17 protein-coding genes and 3 tRNA genes are annotated in these 13,159 nt (G+C 29.8%); 15 read left to right on the top strand and 5 right to left on the bottom strand.

The window, feature by feature from the left end; all coding sequences use genetic code 11:
* Nucleotides 1–19 precede the first annotated feature (19 nt).
* A complete protein-coding gene (locus ACFWUA_RS00300; RefSeq protein ID WP_416198185.1) occupies nt 20–223 on the bottom strand; it encodes a small, acid-soluble spore protein, alpha/beta type in 204 nt (67 codons plus the stop codon).
* Between the two features lie 201 nt (nt 224–424).
* On the opposite strand from ACFWUA_RS00300, the gene ACFWUA_RS00295 reads away from it, so the two are divergent.
* From ACFWUA_RS00295 to hpt, 5 genes are all read left to right on the top strand, one after another.
* A complete protein-coding gene (locus tag ACFWUA_RS00295) occupies nt 425–1,198 on the top strand; it encodes a polysaccharide deacetylase family protein (RefSeq protein WP_416198184.1) in 774 nt (257 codons plus the stop codon).
* A gap of 39 nt (nt 1,199–1,237) precedes the next feature.
* Nucleotides 1,238–2,305, top strand: a complete 1,068-nt coding sequence (locus ACFWUA_RS00290; RefSeq protein WP_416198183.1) for a Mur ligase family protein — start codon at nt 1,238–1,240, stop codon at nt 2,303–2,305.
* Between the two features lie 154 nt (nt 2,306–2,459).
* Nucleotides 2,460–3,134, top strand: a complete 675-nt coding sequence (locus ACFWUA_RS00285; RefSeq protein WP_416198182.1) for a single-stranded DNA-binding protein — start codon at nt 2,460–2,462, stop codon at nt 3,132–3,134.
* A gap of 195 nt (nt 3,135–3,329) precedes the next feature.
* Nucleotides 3,330–3,461 (top strand): hypothetical protein, encoded by a 132-nt coding sequence (locus ACFWUA_RS00280; RefSeq protein WP_416198181.1) that lies wholly within the window; start codon nt 3,330–3,332, stop codon nt 3,459–3,461.
* 27 nt (nt 3,462–3,488) lie between these two features.
* Nucleotides 3,489–4,010 carry a hypoxanthine phosphoribosyltransferase gene (gene hpt / locus ACFWUA_RS00275; RefSeq protein ID WP_416198180.1) on the top strand — a complete coding sequence of 174 codons (522 nt, stop codon included), beginning with the start codon at nt 3,489–3,491 and terminating at the stop codon, nt 4,008–4,010.
* A gap of 22 nt (nt 4,011–4,032) precedes the next feature.
* On the opposite strand, the gene dapD is transcribed toward hpt, so the two are convergent.
* The 4 genes from dapD to ACFWUA_RS00255 are packed head-to-tail and all read right to left on the bottom strand — an operon-like array spanning nt 4,033 to nt 7,442.
* Complete coding sequence (gene dapD, locus ACFWUA_RS00270; RefSeq protein ID WP_416198179.1) at nt 4,033–4,752, bottom strand: 2,3,4,5-tetrahydropyridine-2,6-dicarboxylate N-acetyltransferase; 720 nt, start codon at nt 4,750–4,752, stop codon at nt 4,033–4,035.
* A 25-nt stretch (nt 4,753–4,777) separates the two neighbouring features.
* Complete coding sequence (gene dapB, locus ACFWUA_RS00265) at nt 4,778–5,539, bottom strand: 4-hydroxy-tetrahydrodipicolinate reductase (protein WP_416198178.1); 762 nt, start codon at nt 5,537–5,539, stop codon at nt 4,778–4,780.
* Nucleotides 5,540–5,543: 4 nt separating this feature from the next.
* Nucleotides 5,544–6,431 (bottom strand): 4-hydroxy-tetrahydrodipicolinate synthase, encoded by an 888-nt coding sequence (dapA, locus tag ACFWUA_RS00260; RefSeq protein ID WP_416198177.1) that lies wholly within the window; start codon nt 6,429–6,431, stop codon nt 5,544–5,546.
* A gap of 18 nt (nt 6,432–6,449) precedes the next feature.
* A complete protein-coding gene (locus ACFWUA_RS00255) occupies nt 6,450–7,442 on the bottom strand; it encodes an aspartate-semialdehyde dehydrogenase (protein ID WP_416198176.1) in 993 nt (330 codons plus the stop codon).
* A 137-nt stretch (nt 7,443–7,579) separates the two neighbouring features.
* Between ACFWUA_RS00255 and ACFWUA_RS00250 the strand changes: the two genes are divergently transcribed.
* The 10 genes from ACFWUA_RS00250 to ACFWUA_RS00205 all read left to right on the top strand — a co-directional run bounded on the left by ACFWUA_RS00250 (nt 7,580) and on the right by ACFWUA_RS00205 (nt 13,107).
* Entirely contained in the window at nt 7,580–8,500 is a 921-nt protein-coding gene (locus ACFWUA_RS00250; protein WP_416198175.1) for a type II CAAX prenyl endopeptidase Rce1 family protein, read from the top strand.
* Between the two features lie 47 nt (nt 8,501–8,547).
* Nucleotides 8,548–8,748: a small, acid-soluble spore protein, alpha/beta type gene (locus ACFWUA_RS00245; RefSeq protein WP_416198174.1), complete on the top strand. Its 201-nt coding sequence runs from the start codon at nt 8,548–8,550 to the stop codon at nt 8,746–8,748.
* 49 nt (nt 8,749–8,797) lie between these two features.
* The gene (locus ACFWUA_RS00240) at nt 8,798–9,535 is read left to right on the top strand and encodes an SIR2 family NAD-dependent protein deacylase (protein ID WP_416199153.1); all 738 of its coding nucleotides are present in this window, start codon (nt 8,798–8,800) and stop codon (nt 9,533–9,535) included.
* 5 nt (nt 9,536–9,540) lie between these two features.
* Entirely contained in the window at nt 9,541–10,290 is a 750-nt protein-coding gene (locus ACFWUA_RS00235) for a class I SAM-dependent DNA methyltransferase (RefSeq protein ID WP_416198173.1), read from the top strand.
* Nucleotides 10,291–10,436: 146 nt separating this feature from the next.
* Entirely contained in the window at nt 10,437–10,637 is a 201-nt protein-coding gene (locus tag ACFWUA_RS00230) for a cold-shock protein (RefSeq protein WP_416198172.1), read from the top strand.
* Nucleotides 10,638–10,737: 100 nt separating this feature from the next.
* Nucleotides 10,738–11,607 (top strand): Hsp33 family molecular chaperone HslO, encoded by an 870-nt coding sequence (gene hslO, locus ACFWUA_RS00225; RefSeq protein ID WP_416198171.1) that lies wholly within the window; start codon nt 10,738–10,740, stop codon nt 11,605–11,607.
* Between the two features lie 227 nt (nt 11,608–11,834).
* Nucleotides 11,835–11,910, top strand: a tRNA-Phe gene (locus ACFWUA_RS00220).
* 124 nt (nt 11,911–12,034) lie between these two features.
* Nucleotides 12,035–12,109: transfer RNA gene (locus tag ACFWUA_RS00215), tRNA-Gly, on the top strand.
* Nucleotides 12,110–12,231: 122 nt separating this feature from the next.
* A tRNA-Cys gene (locus tag ACFWUA_RS00210) sits at nt 12,232–12,305 on the top strand.
* 55 nt (nt 12,306–12,360) lie between these two features.
* Nucleotides 12,361–13,107, top strand: a complete 747-nt coding sequence (locus ACFWUA_RS00205) for a DUF6873 family GME fold protein (RefSeq protein WP_416198170.1) — start codon at nt 12,361–12,363, stop codon at nt 13,105–13,107.
* Nucleotides 13,108–13,159: the final 52 nt, after the last annotated feature.

Raw genomic sequence — 13,159 nt, 5'->3', positions numbered from 1 at the left:
TTCTCGTTTTTAAAATTAATTATTTACTTGTTAATTGTCTTTGGGCATCTTCTACAAGCTTTTTAACCATATAGCCTCCAACATACCCATTTTCCCTTGAAGTCAAATTTCCTTTATCTATATTGTTATAATCAGGTATTCCTAGTTCATTTGCGATTTCAAGTTTTAATTGATTTAATGCTTCTCTTGCTTCTGGAACAACAATTCTATTGTTTCTAGCCATTTTTTATTCCTCCCTTTTTAAAATGTTTTAGGAGACCTATTAATAATTTAACCTATTTAAAAAAATATATCCTTTCAGTATATGGAACTGTATTTATTTAATGGTTAGCATTTAATACTATTCTACTATTTTAATTCATATTATATATAATAACAAATAAATTAATAAATAAATAATATATTTTAGTAGGAGGTAAAAAACATGAATGAAAGCAAGAATATCACTTTAAGGATTTTACTTGTAATTTTGATATTATTTATATCTATTATTTATACTAGTTATAGCAATAATATTAGTATAGTAGAAGTTTTTTATGAAAAAAGGGAATTGCCAATATATTCAGTAGAAACAGATGAAAAGAAAATTTCTATAAGTTTTGATGCTGCTTGGGGTGATGAATATACAAGACAAATACTAGATATACTAGATAAATATCAAGTAAAAACAACTTTTTTTCTGGTTGGTTTTTGGATAGACAAATACCCTGAATTAGTAAAAGAAATATCTGAAAGAGGTCATGATGTGGGAAATCACTCTACAAATCATCCGTATATGAGTAAATTGTCAGAAGAACAAATACTCAAAGAGCTAAATACAACGGGAAACAAAATAAAAGATATAACTGGGAAAACTTCTATACTTTTTCGCCCACCTTATGGAGACTACAACGACAGACTCATAAGAACATGTATGGAAAATGGATATTATGTCATTCAATGGGATGTGGATTCACTGGATTGGAAAGAACTAGGCGTCCAACCAGTAGTTGATAGAGTAACAAGAAATGTGAATAATGGTTCCATAGTTTTATTTCACAACAATGCAAAATATGTAACAGAATATTTACCTCTAGTATTAGAAAAGCTTCAAAGTGAAGGATATGAAATAGTTCCTATTTCAGAACTTATATATAAAGAAGATTTTTATATGGACAATACAGGACGACAATTTCCTAAAAATAGGGGAAACAACTAAAATAAACAGAATACATATGAGCAAAAAGGAGAATAGTTTATGCAAGATGAAAAGATGAGTTTTATTGGTATAGTAGGAAACTCAAGAACAAATATGGCTTTTTATATGATAAAATCAATTTTTATAAAAGCAGGTTTTTCACCTATATATTCTAATGACAATGATAGCATCATAATATTAAAATCTGAGAAAGATAGACAAATTGGATTAATAAATATAATGCCTAAAGATTTAAAAAGCATTTTAAATTTGAAACTTAATTTTAATATTGTAGTATATACAAATATTGTACAAGAAGAAAAAACAGATGATGTAATTTTGAAATTTTTCAGTTCTTTAAAAAATGTGATTATTTTAAATATGGATGAATCTAATTGCATGAATTTACTTAAAGGAAATGACAAGGCACTAGTTATGACTTATGGACTAAATAATAAAGCAACTATAACGGCTTCTAGTTTAGATATAGGAAATTCAATTGCATTTAATTATTGTCTACAAAGAGAATTGTTAACGGTTTTCGACAATAAAATAGAACCTTTAGAATTTCCTGTAAATCTAAATCTTATTGGGAAAGAAAATATTTACAATTCATTAGCAGCTATATCTGTGGCATTGTGCTTTGGCTTAGATATAAATACAATCAGAGAAACGTTAGCAGAAATGAGAGGACTAGAAAGAAATATGGAGAAAATATATGACAATAAATTCATGATTATTGACAATAAATGTATAAATCCTATAGATTATAATCTGACTTTTGAAACTGTTCAACATTTGAAATATAAAAGTATCATACTTTTAAATGGAATGGGGATTGATTTTGGAGATGATAATTTTAAAAAAATTATAGATATTATTTTAAATTGGTCTTCTATATTGGGTATTAAAAATGTATTATTCTATTTTGACAAGAAATATAAATCAATTGAGGAAAGTATAGAGAAAATATTTTTAAATACTGATTTTTCTTATAATGTGTTTTTTTCTTTAAGTGATTCTATAAGATATTGTTTAAAAATTTTAAATGATGATGATTTGTTGTTGATTATGGGGGATGATATATTGAATGGTTCTAAAGATATTTTGTTAAAAGAGCTAAGTTAGTATTGAAAAAAGGATTTTTTTAGGATTTGTCAAATATTAATTTAAGTATACTTTTGTTATAAATTTTTAGAGTATAAATCATATTATGAGGTCTTTTGGAATAAGTATAGATATGAAGCACAAAAACATAAGAATAAGGGGGAGTGACAACAAAATGGTTGACAAAATTATAGATACAAATATGGTTACAATTGTTGGCAAAATAATTTCTGAAAAAGAATTTAGTCATGAAATGTATGGGGAAGGGTTTTATTCGTTTAATTTAGAAGTTCCAAGATTAAGTGAATCAGTTGATGTTTTACCTGTTACTATTTCTGAACGGCTTATTGTGAATATGGACATCAGAATGGGGAAATATGTTCTAGTGGAAGGGCAATTAAGGTCCTATAATCGTTATATAGACAATTCCAACAAGCTTGTCTTAACTGTATTTGCTAGAGACATTTATATGCCAGAAGATGATGAAGAATTGAAGGAATTGCTGAAAAAACCAAATGAAATTTATGTTGATGGCTATATATGTAAATCTCCAATATATAGGACTACACCTTTCGGAAGAGAAATTACCGATTTACTTGTAGCTGTTAATAGACCCTATAATAAGTCTGATTATATTCCATGTATAGCTTGGGGAAGAAATGCAAGATTTTGTCAAAGATTATTAGTTGGAGATCATGTGAGGCTTTGGGGAAGAATTCAGAGTAGGGAATATCAGAAAAAACTTAACAACGGAGAAATGATTTCAAGAGTTGCTTATGAAGTATCCATATCTAAATTGGAATACATAAAAAATGACAACAATAGAGATGGAAAGGAATACGAAGGATAGAATTCTTTCATTGGAAGCCTTTGAATTTAAAAAATTCAAGGTCAACTAATTCATCATCCATTTGACGAATTAGTTGACCTTATATTATCAATTGAGTTATAATTTATCTAATACATATTTAAGGCGTTTTATGATGAGCTATTTAATTTATTTTTTTCTGCTTTATACTTGTATATGAGAATAAGAGGTGTTTTAATGTATTTGAAGATAGTATTGGGTGTGGTTTTTTTTGTTATTTTAATAAGTATACAGTATTCTCTAAACAGGATATTGTATGAATTAAGAGAGATAAAGAAAAACCTTTATAAAAGAAAAGATTATGACTAAGAATACAGAAGGGAGGTAAATAAGTACATGAATAAACAAAGGAGAATATTATTTAGTTCTGAAGAAATACGAAAAAGAAATGAAGAATTGGGTTTGGAAATTTCAAATGATTATAAAAATGGAAATTTAGTAGTAATATCTTTGTTGAGAGGTAGTTTTATTTTTGCTTCTGATTTAGTGAGAAATATAAATATACCTTTAGAGATAGATTTTATGACTACATCAAGTTATGGAAATAGAGAAGAATCTACGGGCAAAGTAAAAATACTGACAGATATACAAAGTGATATTGAAGGTAAAGATGTACTGATAGTTGATGATATAATTGATTCAGGATTTACTATGAAATATGTTATTGATCATATTCAAAAGAAAAGCCCAAGGTCAATAAAGACGTGTGTGTTGTTGGACAAACCTAGCAGAAGAAGGGTAGAAGTATATCCTGATTATGCTGGATTTTCAATACCAGATGTGTTTATAGTTGGATATGGTCTCAATTATGGAGAATACTATAGAAACATTCCGTATATATTTACTTTTGATGAATAAAGTTGAGAGTATACTCTCAACTTTATTCTCTAATATCTTTTAGGATAGCAGTTTTATCAGAAGTCTTAGCGTCTTTTTCTTTAATGAATTTTGCTGGAATACCTGCAACTACACTATTTGGAGGAACATCCTTTGTGACTACAGATCCAGCTGCTATTACAGAACCTTTTCCTATTTTTACACCTTCTAGGATGACTGCATTAGCTCCAATAAGCACTTCATCTTCTATGATTACTGGTGTTTTGCTAGGTGGTTCTAAAACTCCAGCTATAACAGCACCAGCACCGACATGAACGCTTTTCCCTATTTTAGCTCTAGAACCAATTATGGAGTTCATATCTATCATAGTATAATCACCAATTTCAACGCCTACATTTATGACTGCTCCCATCATTATGACTGCTTTATAGCCTATTTTGGCAGTTTCTCTTATGATAGCACCAGGTTCAATTCTAGCTTCAATATCTTTCAAATCAAGTAGTGGAAAGGCAGAATTTCTTCTATCATTTTCTATTTCGTAGTCGATTATATCACTTTTATGATTTTCTAAAATAACTTTGAAATCTTCCCATTCTCCAAACAATATTTTAAAATTTTCATCTCCAAATTGTTTAAATTTCGAGAAGTCTATATTTGAAAGATTTCCTTTCAAATATACTTTTACAGGAGTGGTTTTTTTCGTCTCTTTCATGTACTTTGCCAATGCATAGGGATCATCTAAATAGTTTTTTTCATTGTTCATTTGTATATTAGCACCTCCAAGGCTGTTAACTTTTTTTCATAAGTTTTTCCATATTATAAAATCCATTTTCTTTATTATATACAAATTTTGCTGCTTTAATAGCGCCTTGAGCAAATATTTTTTTAGAAGAGGCACTATGTTTTATTTCGATTACTTCATCACATCCAGCAAATATAACTGTATGTTCTCCTACGATGGTTCCACCTCTTATAGAATGAATTCCTATTTCATTTTTATCTCGAGCTTCTTTTTTAAAATGTCTATCAAATACGTAGTCTTTTTTATCTTCCAATGTGCTATTTATAGCTTCAGCTAACAGGTAAGCAGTGCCGCTGGGAGCATCTATTTTTTTGTTATGGTGTTTTTCTACAATTTCTATATCGAAGGTATCTTCAAGAACTGGTGTAATATCTTTAAGTATAGATGCCAATACATTTATACCTAATGACATATTTGCAGAATAAAAAACAGGTATTTTTTCTGATGCCGTTTTTATTTTATCCATATCATCATTAGTTAAACCAGTTGTGCCTATAACTAAGGCAATGTTTTTTTCTATTGCATATTTAAGTAAATCAGAAAGTGAACTAGGATGAGAAAAATCAATTATTACGTCTATTGCATCATTACAATCGAAAATATGGTTATATACTTTAAAGTTACTTTGAGTATTTAGGGCGTTTACATCGACTCCTGCTATTAAACTCATATCATTATCTTCCTTTACTTCATTAGCTAGTACTTGCCCCATTTTCCCATAGTAACCATTTATGAGGACATTAATCATCATTTTACCCCCTTATATCTAGTCCATAGAATTTCATTTCATCTATTAAGATATTGCGATTTTTATCTTCCATATTTGTGAGAGGAAGTCTTAAATCTCCAACATCCATACCTAATAAATTCATGGCTTCTTTTACTGGTATAGGATTGGTTTCAATGAAAAGGGCGTCTATAAGTGGTTTCATTTTTAGTTGCAATTTTCTACTTTTTTCTAGTTCACCATTTAGATAAGCAAAAACCATATCATGAGTATCTTTTGGCAATATATTTGCAACCACTGATATGACTCCGACTCCACCTAAAGAAAGAAGTGGTATTACCATATCATCATTTCCAGAATAAATATAGAAGTCATCACCACATAATCTTGCAATTTCGGCAACTTGAGCTATATTTCCGCTAGCTTCTTTCACTCCATGAATATTTGGATGTTTTGATAGTTTTTCCAAAGTTTTAGGTAATATATTTAGTCCTGTTCTACTAGGTACATTATAAATAATAATAGGAATATTTACACTATCAGCTATAGCTGTATAATGCTCTATCAATCCCTTTTGAGTAGTTTTGTTATAGTATGGAGTAACTGCCAATAATCCATCTGCTCCAACACTTTCTGCATATTTTGAAAGTTCTATAGAATGTTTTGTATTGTTACTTCCGGTTCCAGCTATAACGGGAATTCTTTTATTTACTGTATCTACTGTAAACTTAATTGTTTCTTTTTTTTCTTCATCAGACATAGTGGCAGATTCTCCAGTAGTTCCACATATGATTATAGCATCTGTTCCTTCAGATATATGCCATTCTAGCAATTCTTTCAATTTTTCGTAGTCAACCTTATCGTCTTTAAAAGGTGTAACTATTGCAACACCTGATCCTTTAAAAAGTTCCATTCAAATACCTCCCATATATTATTTATTTTTAGTTAAAAGCTCTGCAATTTGGACAGTATTAGTTGCTGCGCCTTTTCGAATATTGTCAGCTACTATCCATAAATTAATGCCATTGTCCACACTAAAATCTCTTCTGATTCTTCCAACATATACTTCATCTTTTCCTTCCACTTCTATAGGCATTGGATAAATATTGTTTTTCACATCATCTAATACTATAATTCCCTTGCTTGTTTTTAATGTATTGTATATTTCACTTATTTCAAATTGTTTTTCAAATTCAATATTTGCAGATACACAGTGTCCATATCTAACAGGTACTCTAACAGTAGTAGAAGTAATTTTAATTTTGTCATCATGAAGTATCTTTTTAGTCTCTTCAATCATCTTGATTTCTTCTTTTGTATAGCCATTGTCTGTAAATTCATCTATATGAGGTAGACAGTTAAAAGCTATAGGATGTGGATATTTTTTAGGTTCTAAAGATTTTAACCCATTTTCTAAATCCATCAAACCACCTATACCTGAACCAGAAACTGCTTGATAGGTTGAAAATATTATTCGTTTTATTTTAAAAGCTTCATGAAGTGGTTTTAATGGTACTACACATTGGATTGTGGAACAATTAGGATTAGAGATTATACCTTTATTCCATTTTATATCTTCTGGATTAACTTCAGGAACGACTAAAGGTACATTTTCATCCATTCTCCAAGCACTACTATTGTCAACTACAACAATACCTTTACTTTTAGCTATAGGAGCATATTTTTTACTTATTTCACCTCCCGCAGAAAAAAGTAGTATATCTAGTGGTTTATCAAAAGATTTTTCATTTAATTCTTCAACTTCATATTCCTTATCATTAAATACTAATTTTTGTCCTTTAGATTTTTCAGATGCAAAGAGATATAGATTGTCTACAGGAAAATTTCTTTCTTCCATTACTTTGAGAAATGTTCTACCTACCATACCTGTAGCTCCAACTATGCCAATATTAACTTTATTCAATACTTTCACCCCTTATTAGAATAATTATAGTAATATATATTATTATAGTATAAATAATTGGATACTACTAGAACAAACTGATTGATTTAAATGTGAAAAAAATATACAATTATATAAAAACAGTTAAGGAGGTAGAAATGGAAAGAAAGCACATGAATCCAAGTATTTTTGAAACAAATATTTTTTACTTGATTATTGGAGTTTTACTTTTATTTTTAGGAGGACTAGTTCAGTCTAAAGAAATATATTTAGGTCTTATTATTACTGAATATTTAATTATCCTTCTTCCAACAATTACATATTTAAAAGCTAGAGGATATAGCCTCAAAAAAGTACTGAAATTAAATAAAATTTCAGCTAAAGAAGTAGCTTTGATATTTTTAATTGTTATATTTTCTTATCCTGTTGGAGTGTTTTTAAATTATTTGATGATTCTTCTTTTGAGTAATTTTACAGAGTTAAAGCCAACGCCTATACCTATACCTAAATCTACATGGGAATATTTTTTAGGACTTTTAGTTATTTCTTTGTCTCCAGGTATATGTGAGGAAGTGCTTTTTAGAGGTATGGTTATGTCTTCATATGAAAAATTGGGAAAGAAAAAAGCTATTATTATATCAGCAATTTTATTTGGAATATTTCATTTTAATCTTCAAAATTTAGTGGGGCCTATATTTTTGGGAATAATCTTTGGGTTTATAGCATATAAAACTAATTCGTTATTCTCTACAATGATTGCCCATGGAGTTAATAATTCTATCGCTACAACAATTGCTTATTTAACTATGAGGAACATGGATAAAATATCTATTGAAAGTCAAGATATAGGAATTTCTATGGGAAGTTTTGCTACAGTTTTAACTATAATCGTTGGATTTGTAATAGCCATAATTTCAGGTGCTATAGCTTATACTTTGTACAAATCTTTACCTGATAATAGTTATGAAGAAGATATTAGCTTTGAGGAATACACTCCAAGAGTAGTACATTATTTGCCATTGCTCGTAGTTTTGGTTATATTCATAATCTATAATTATATGGTTTTGTTTGTATACTAGAATAAAAGTAATCCCTCTTGCCATACTAAAAGGCAGGAGGGATTTTAATGGCCAAAAATAAGAAAAAAGAAAAAATAGAAACGTTGGAAGATAAATTAAAGTATGAAATTGCAGAAGAGTTGGGGCTTATAAATAAAATAAATGAAGTAGGATGGGGTGGTCTTACAGCTAAAGAATCAGGCAAAATAGGAGGAATTATAACTGTTAGAAAGAGAGAAATGAAAATTAAGGATGACTTGAAGAAATAGAATTAATATTATAGAATTGAAGTAGTTGCAGGGGGTGGATGATGTGGATATGGATTTGATAAAAAGAGCTAGTGATATGATAAGAAAATCTTCAAAGACTTTTGTTTTAACAGGTGCTGGAATTTCCACAGAAAGTGGTATACCTGATTTTAGAAGTCCAAATACAGGGCTTTGGGAAAATACAGATCCAATGGAAGCCTTGTCTACTACAGTATTATATAATTATCCAAAAAAGTTTTATAGTGAGGGATATAAAATTCTCTTAGATATGAAGGATGCAAAACCCAATAGAGCACATTATGTCTTAGCTGAAATGGAAAGAATGGGATTTATTTCTGGGATTATAACGCAAAACATAGATAATTTACATCAAAAAGCTGGTTCCCAATATGTTTTAGAAGTTCATGGAAATACTAGAGAAGGTAGCTGTGTAAATTGCGGGAAAAAAGTAGATTTAGATGTTTTAACTGAAAAAGTAAACAATAATGAAATTCCTCCTAGATGCGATCATTGTCAGGGAATTTTAAGACCTGATGTAGTTATGTTTGGAGATAAGTTGCCAGAAGATTTTAATGTTGCTGTAGAAGAAGTAGAAAATAGCGATTTACTTATTGTCATTGGTTCTAGTTTGGTTGTAGCTCCGGTAAATTATTTACCTCAAATGGCTAAAAAGTTGATTATCATTAATTCAAGCAGTACTGCTATGGATTTTTGTGCAGATTTGATTATAAATGACAGTGCAAGTAAAGTGTTAGATGCGATACTATATGAGTTAAAGGTGGAGTAGAACAGATGGATTACTATGAAAAATTTGCATTATACTATGATGATTTGATGGATGATATAGATTATGAAAATTGGTTTTTATATATAGAAGATATATTTTCTAAATTTAATTTAAAACCTAAAAACTTACTAGAAATGGCATGTGGAACAGGAAATTTGACATATTACTTGTGCAATAAAGGCTATAAGGTTACTTGTTTTGATCGTTCTTCGGACATGCTTTCAATTGCTTATAATAAATTGTCTTCTTTTAGGAATGTAAATATTTTAAATCAAGATATGGTTAATTTTAGAATAAATAAGAAATTTGATGCCATTGTAAGTATTTGTGATAGTATCAATTATATTGTAAATGAGAAAGAACTATTGAGGACTTTTAAAAATGTATATGAACATTTAGAAAATGATGGGATTTTTATCTTTGATATCAATTCATACTATAAATTGAGTACTGTTGTAGGAAACAACATATTTGTTGAAGATAGAGAAGATATATATTATATCTGGCAAAATTATTTTGATGAAGACAACAAATTTGCTCATTTTTATTTAACTTTTTTCATAAAGGAAAATGACAAGTTTGTTAGATTTGATGAAGAACATCTTGAGAGAGCCTATCAAATTGAAGAGATAAAAAGCTTACTTAAATGTTCAGGATTTGATGATATTTTTTGTTTTGAAGCCTTTTCTTTTAACAAACCAGAGATGGAAAGTGATAGGATAAATTTCGTTGCAAAAAAAAGCTTTAAAGGTTAGATTTCTGGGCTTTGAACACCTGTGAATAATGGCTTGTTTTTTGGAGAATACTATTTGACAAGGGTATATAATTATGATACTATAAAATAAAAGTAGGTGATACATATTCATCTATTAAATTAGTTGTATTGGAGGAATGTTTTAAAATGGTTAAAGGTACAGTAAAGTGGTTTAACGCAACAAAAGGTTATGGTTTTATTTCTACTGAAGATGGCGAAGATGTATTTGTACATTATTCAGCTATAACTCAAGATGGATTTAAAACTTTAGAAGAAGGACAACAAGTTGAATTTGAAATAGTTCAAGGAGAAAAAGGTCCTCAAGCTACAAACGTTACAAAACTATAAAAACAAATACTTTATTATAAATAGTTTTTAACAGTAGCAAATTAGCCCCTATTTTAGGGGCTTTAAATATTTAAAGATAAATTAGGAGGAGAGTTAAAATATGAAAGATTATGTTATAAGGGCAATTGATAAGAAAGGAACTATTCGTGTTTTTGTAGCTACTACTTCTAATTTAGTTGAAAAAGGGAGGCAAATTCACAATACTACTCCTACTGCTACGGCCGCTTTGGGAAGAACTTTAACAGCTTGTGTCATGATGGGTTTAATGATGAAGGGAGAAAAAGATACTGTATCAATTCAGCTACGTGGTGATGGTCCTATAAAAACAATAATTGCAGTATCCAATTCAAAAGGCGAAGTAAAAGGGTATGTTGGCAATCCATTGGTAGATTTGCCACTTAAGGCAAATGGGAAACTTGATGTAGGTCGAGCTGTAGGGAACAATGGGAAAATTGTTGTCATAAAGGATATAGGCATGAAAGAACCATATATAGGACAATCAAATTTAGTTTCAGGAGAAATTGCAGAGGATTTAACTCATTATTTTGCATATTCAGAGCAACAACCTTCGGCAGTAAACTTAGGAGTACTAGTAGATAGAGATTTATCTGTAAAAGCATCTGGAGGTTATATAGTACAGCTATTGCCAAATACATCGGAAGAAGATATTGATAGATTAGAGGAAAAAATAAAAAATTCAGAATCTATTTCATCTTTAATTGCAAGGGGATTGAAACCAGAAGATATACTTCAAAAGATATTTGGAGACTTTGAAATGGAAATTCTTGAAAGAAAAGAAGTTGCATTTAAATGTGATTGCTCTAGAGAAAAAGTAGAAAGTACATTAATTAGTTTAGGAAAAGAAGAAATCAAGAAGATAATAGAAGAAGATGGAAAAGCTGAAGTTGTATGTCATTTTTGCAATAAGAAATATGATTTTTCAGAAGAAGATTTAAAATCTTTAATTTAAATCTTGACTTTATCGATATAATGAGGTATACTGAATACTGTCGTTGTTAGCATATCGTTGCTAAATAAAATTTCATACTGCTGTAATTTATAAAAATTAGCCCAGATAGCTCAGTCGGTATAAGCAGAGAACCCAAATCTATGATTTGGTGTGAATCGCTTAGTCCGCGTTGCTTATGGCATAATTAGTAGATGAAACTTCATACTGCTTGTAGGATGAAAAAATTAGCCCAGATAGCTCAGTCGGTAGAGCAGGGGACTGAAAATCCCCGTGTCGGTGGTTCGATTCCGCCTCTGGGCACCAAAATATGCGGAAGTGGCTCAGTGGTATAAGCAGAGAGCGCAAATCTTTGATTTGGTGCGAATCGCTTAGTGGGAGCCGCCAAGAGTATAAATAGTGTTAAAAGGTGTTGCTAATTAATTAATATGCGGAAGTGGCTCAGTGGTAGAGCATCGCCTTGCCAAGGCGAGGGCCGCGGGTTCGAATCCCGTCTTCCGCTCCATATGGCGGCATAGCCAAGTGGTAAGGCATAAGCAGAGAGCCCAAATCTGTGATTTGGAGCGAATCGCTTAGTCGGGGCCGCTGGTGTTGGTAGTAAGTTTTTTAAGTCAATAAAATTAAAATGGCGGCATAGCCAAGTGGTAAGGCAGAGGTCTGCAAAACCTTTACCCCCAGTTCAAATCTGGGTGCCGCCTCCAGAAAAAAACCTTCTAATATAGAAGGTTTAATTTTTTATCTAAAAGGAGAATATGTATGTTTAAAAACAATCCCTTTATTCCTTACAAAAGTGCAAATATAGCTATTGTTGATGGTAGAGCTAGCGATTCTATTATAAAAACATTAGAGAGTTATAATATAAAAGTGATAAAAACTATTAAGTGCAATGAAGTTCAAGAAGGCATATCTTATCATCCTGATATTGTAATGCATCCTTTAGATTATAAAACCTTAATTATAGCACCAAATGTTTTTGAATACTATGAGGAATTATTATCTAATTCGGGTATAAAAATGATAAAGGGTGAGAAGTGGTTGTCAAGAAACTACCCTGATGATATTGCATACAATGTAGGAAGATTATATGGATATGCAATACATAATTTTAAATATACAGATGAAAAACTTATTTATTATTTAAAAAAACAAGGTTTAGAGTTTATAAATGTAAAGCAAGGTTATTCGAAATGTTCTGTGGCTGTAGTTGATGAAAGAGCTATTATTACATCTGATTATCCAATATATGAAAGATGCATAAATTTAGGTATAGATGTATTGCTAGTAAAGCCAGGGTACATAAAATTAGAAGGATTTGACTATGGATTTATTGGAGGAACTTGTGGAAATTTATCTAAAAAAGATATTGTTTTATCTGGCAAATTAAATTCTCATCCTGATAGTGAAAAAATCTATAAGTTTATTAAAAAAAATAAAAAAAATTTAATTTTTTTAAGTGATGATGAAATTATAGATTTAGGTACGATAATTAGCTTATATTGTTAATATTGTAACTATATAATAGAATAACTTCAGGACAAAAACGTATACTACAAAT

The sequence above is a fragment of the Sporanaerobacter sp. genome, assembly GCF_047830725.1.
Taxonomy (GTDB): Bacteria; Bacillota; Clostridia; order Tissierellales; family Sporanaerobacteraceae; genus Sporanaerobacter.
Note: the sequence above shows the minus strand (reverse complement) of the source record. Positions and strands in the feature narration are given on the sequence as shown.

Excerpts from the sequence above, each read along its gene's own strand:
- ACFWUA_RS00300 (WP_416198185.1), bottom strand. The coding sequence starts at position 223 with ATGGCTAGAAACAATAGAATTGTTGTTCCAGAAGCAAGAGAAGCATTA.
- ACFWUA_RS00295 (WP_416198184.1), top strand. The coding sequence starts at position 425 with ATGAATGAAAGCAAGAATATCACTTTAAGGATTTTACTTGTAATTTTG.
- ACFWUA_RS00290 (WP_416198183.1), top strand. The coding sequence starts at position 1,238 with ATGCAAGATGAAAAGATGAGTTTTATTGGTATAGTAGGAAACTCAAGA.
- ACFWUA_RS00285 (WP_416198182.1), top strand. The coding sequence starts at position 2,460 with ATGGTTGACAAAATTATAGATACAAATATGGTTACAATTGTTGGCAAA.
- ACFWUA_RS00280 (WP_416198181.1), top strand. The coding sequence starts at position 3,330 with ATGTATTTGAAGATAGTATTGGGTGTGGTTTTTTTTGTTATTTTAATA.
- hpt (WP_416198180.1), top strand. The coding sequence starts at position 3,489 with ATGAATAAACAAAGGAGAATATTATTTAGTTCTGAAGAAATACGAAAA.
- dapD (WP_416198179.1), bottom strand. The coding sequence starts at position 4,752 with ATGAACAATGAAAAAAACTATTTAGATGATCCCTATGCATTGGCAAAG.
- dapB (WP_416198178.1), bottom strand. The coding sequence starts at position 5,539 with ATGATTAATGTCCTCATAAATGGTTACTATGGGAAAATGGGGCAAGTA.
- dapA (WP_416198177.1), bottom strand. The coding sequence starts at position 6,431 with ATGGAACTTTTTAAAGGATCAGGTGTTGCAATAGTTACACCTTTTAAA.
- ACFWUA_RS00250 (WP_416198175.1), top strand. The coding sequence starts at position 7,580 with ATGGAAAGAAAGCACATGAATCCAAGTATTTTTGAAACAAATATTTTT.
- ACFWUA_RS00245 (WP_416198174.1), top strand. The coding sequence starts at position 8,548 with ATGGCCAAAAATAAGAAAAAAGAAAAAATAGAAACGTTGGAAGATAAA.
- ACFWUA_RS00240 (WP_416199153.1), top strand. The coding sequence starts at position 8,798 with ATGGATTTGATAAAAAGAGCTAGTGATATGATAAGAAAATCTTCAAAG.
- ACFWUA_RS00235 (WP_416198173.1), top strand. The coding sequence starts at position 9,541 with ATGGATTACTATGAAAAATTTGCATTATACTATGATGATTTGATGGAT.
- ACFWUA_RS00230 (WP_416198172.1), top strand. The coding sequence starts at position 10,437 with ATGGTTAAAGGTACAGTAAAGTGGTTTAACGCAACAAAAGGTTATGGT.
- hslO (WP_416198171.1), top strand. The coding sequence starts at position 10,738 with ATGAAAGATTATGTTATAAGGGCAATTGATAAGAAAGGAACTATTCGT.
- ACFWUA_RS00205 (WP_416198170.1), top strand. The coding sequence starts at position 12,361 with ATGTTTAAAAACAATCCCTTTATTCCTTACAAAAGTGCAAATATAGCT.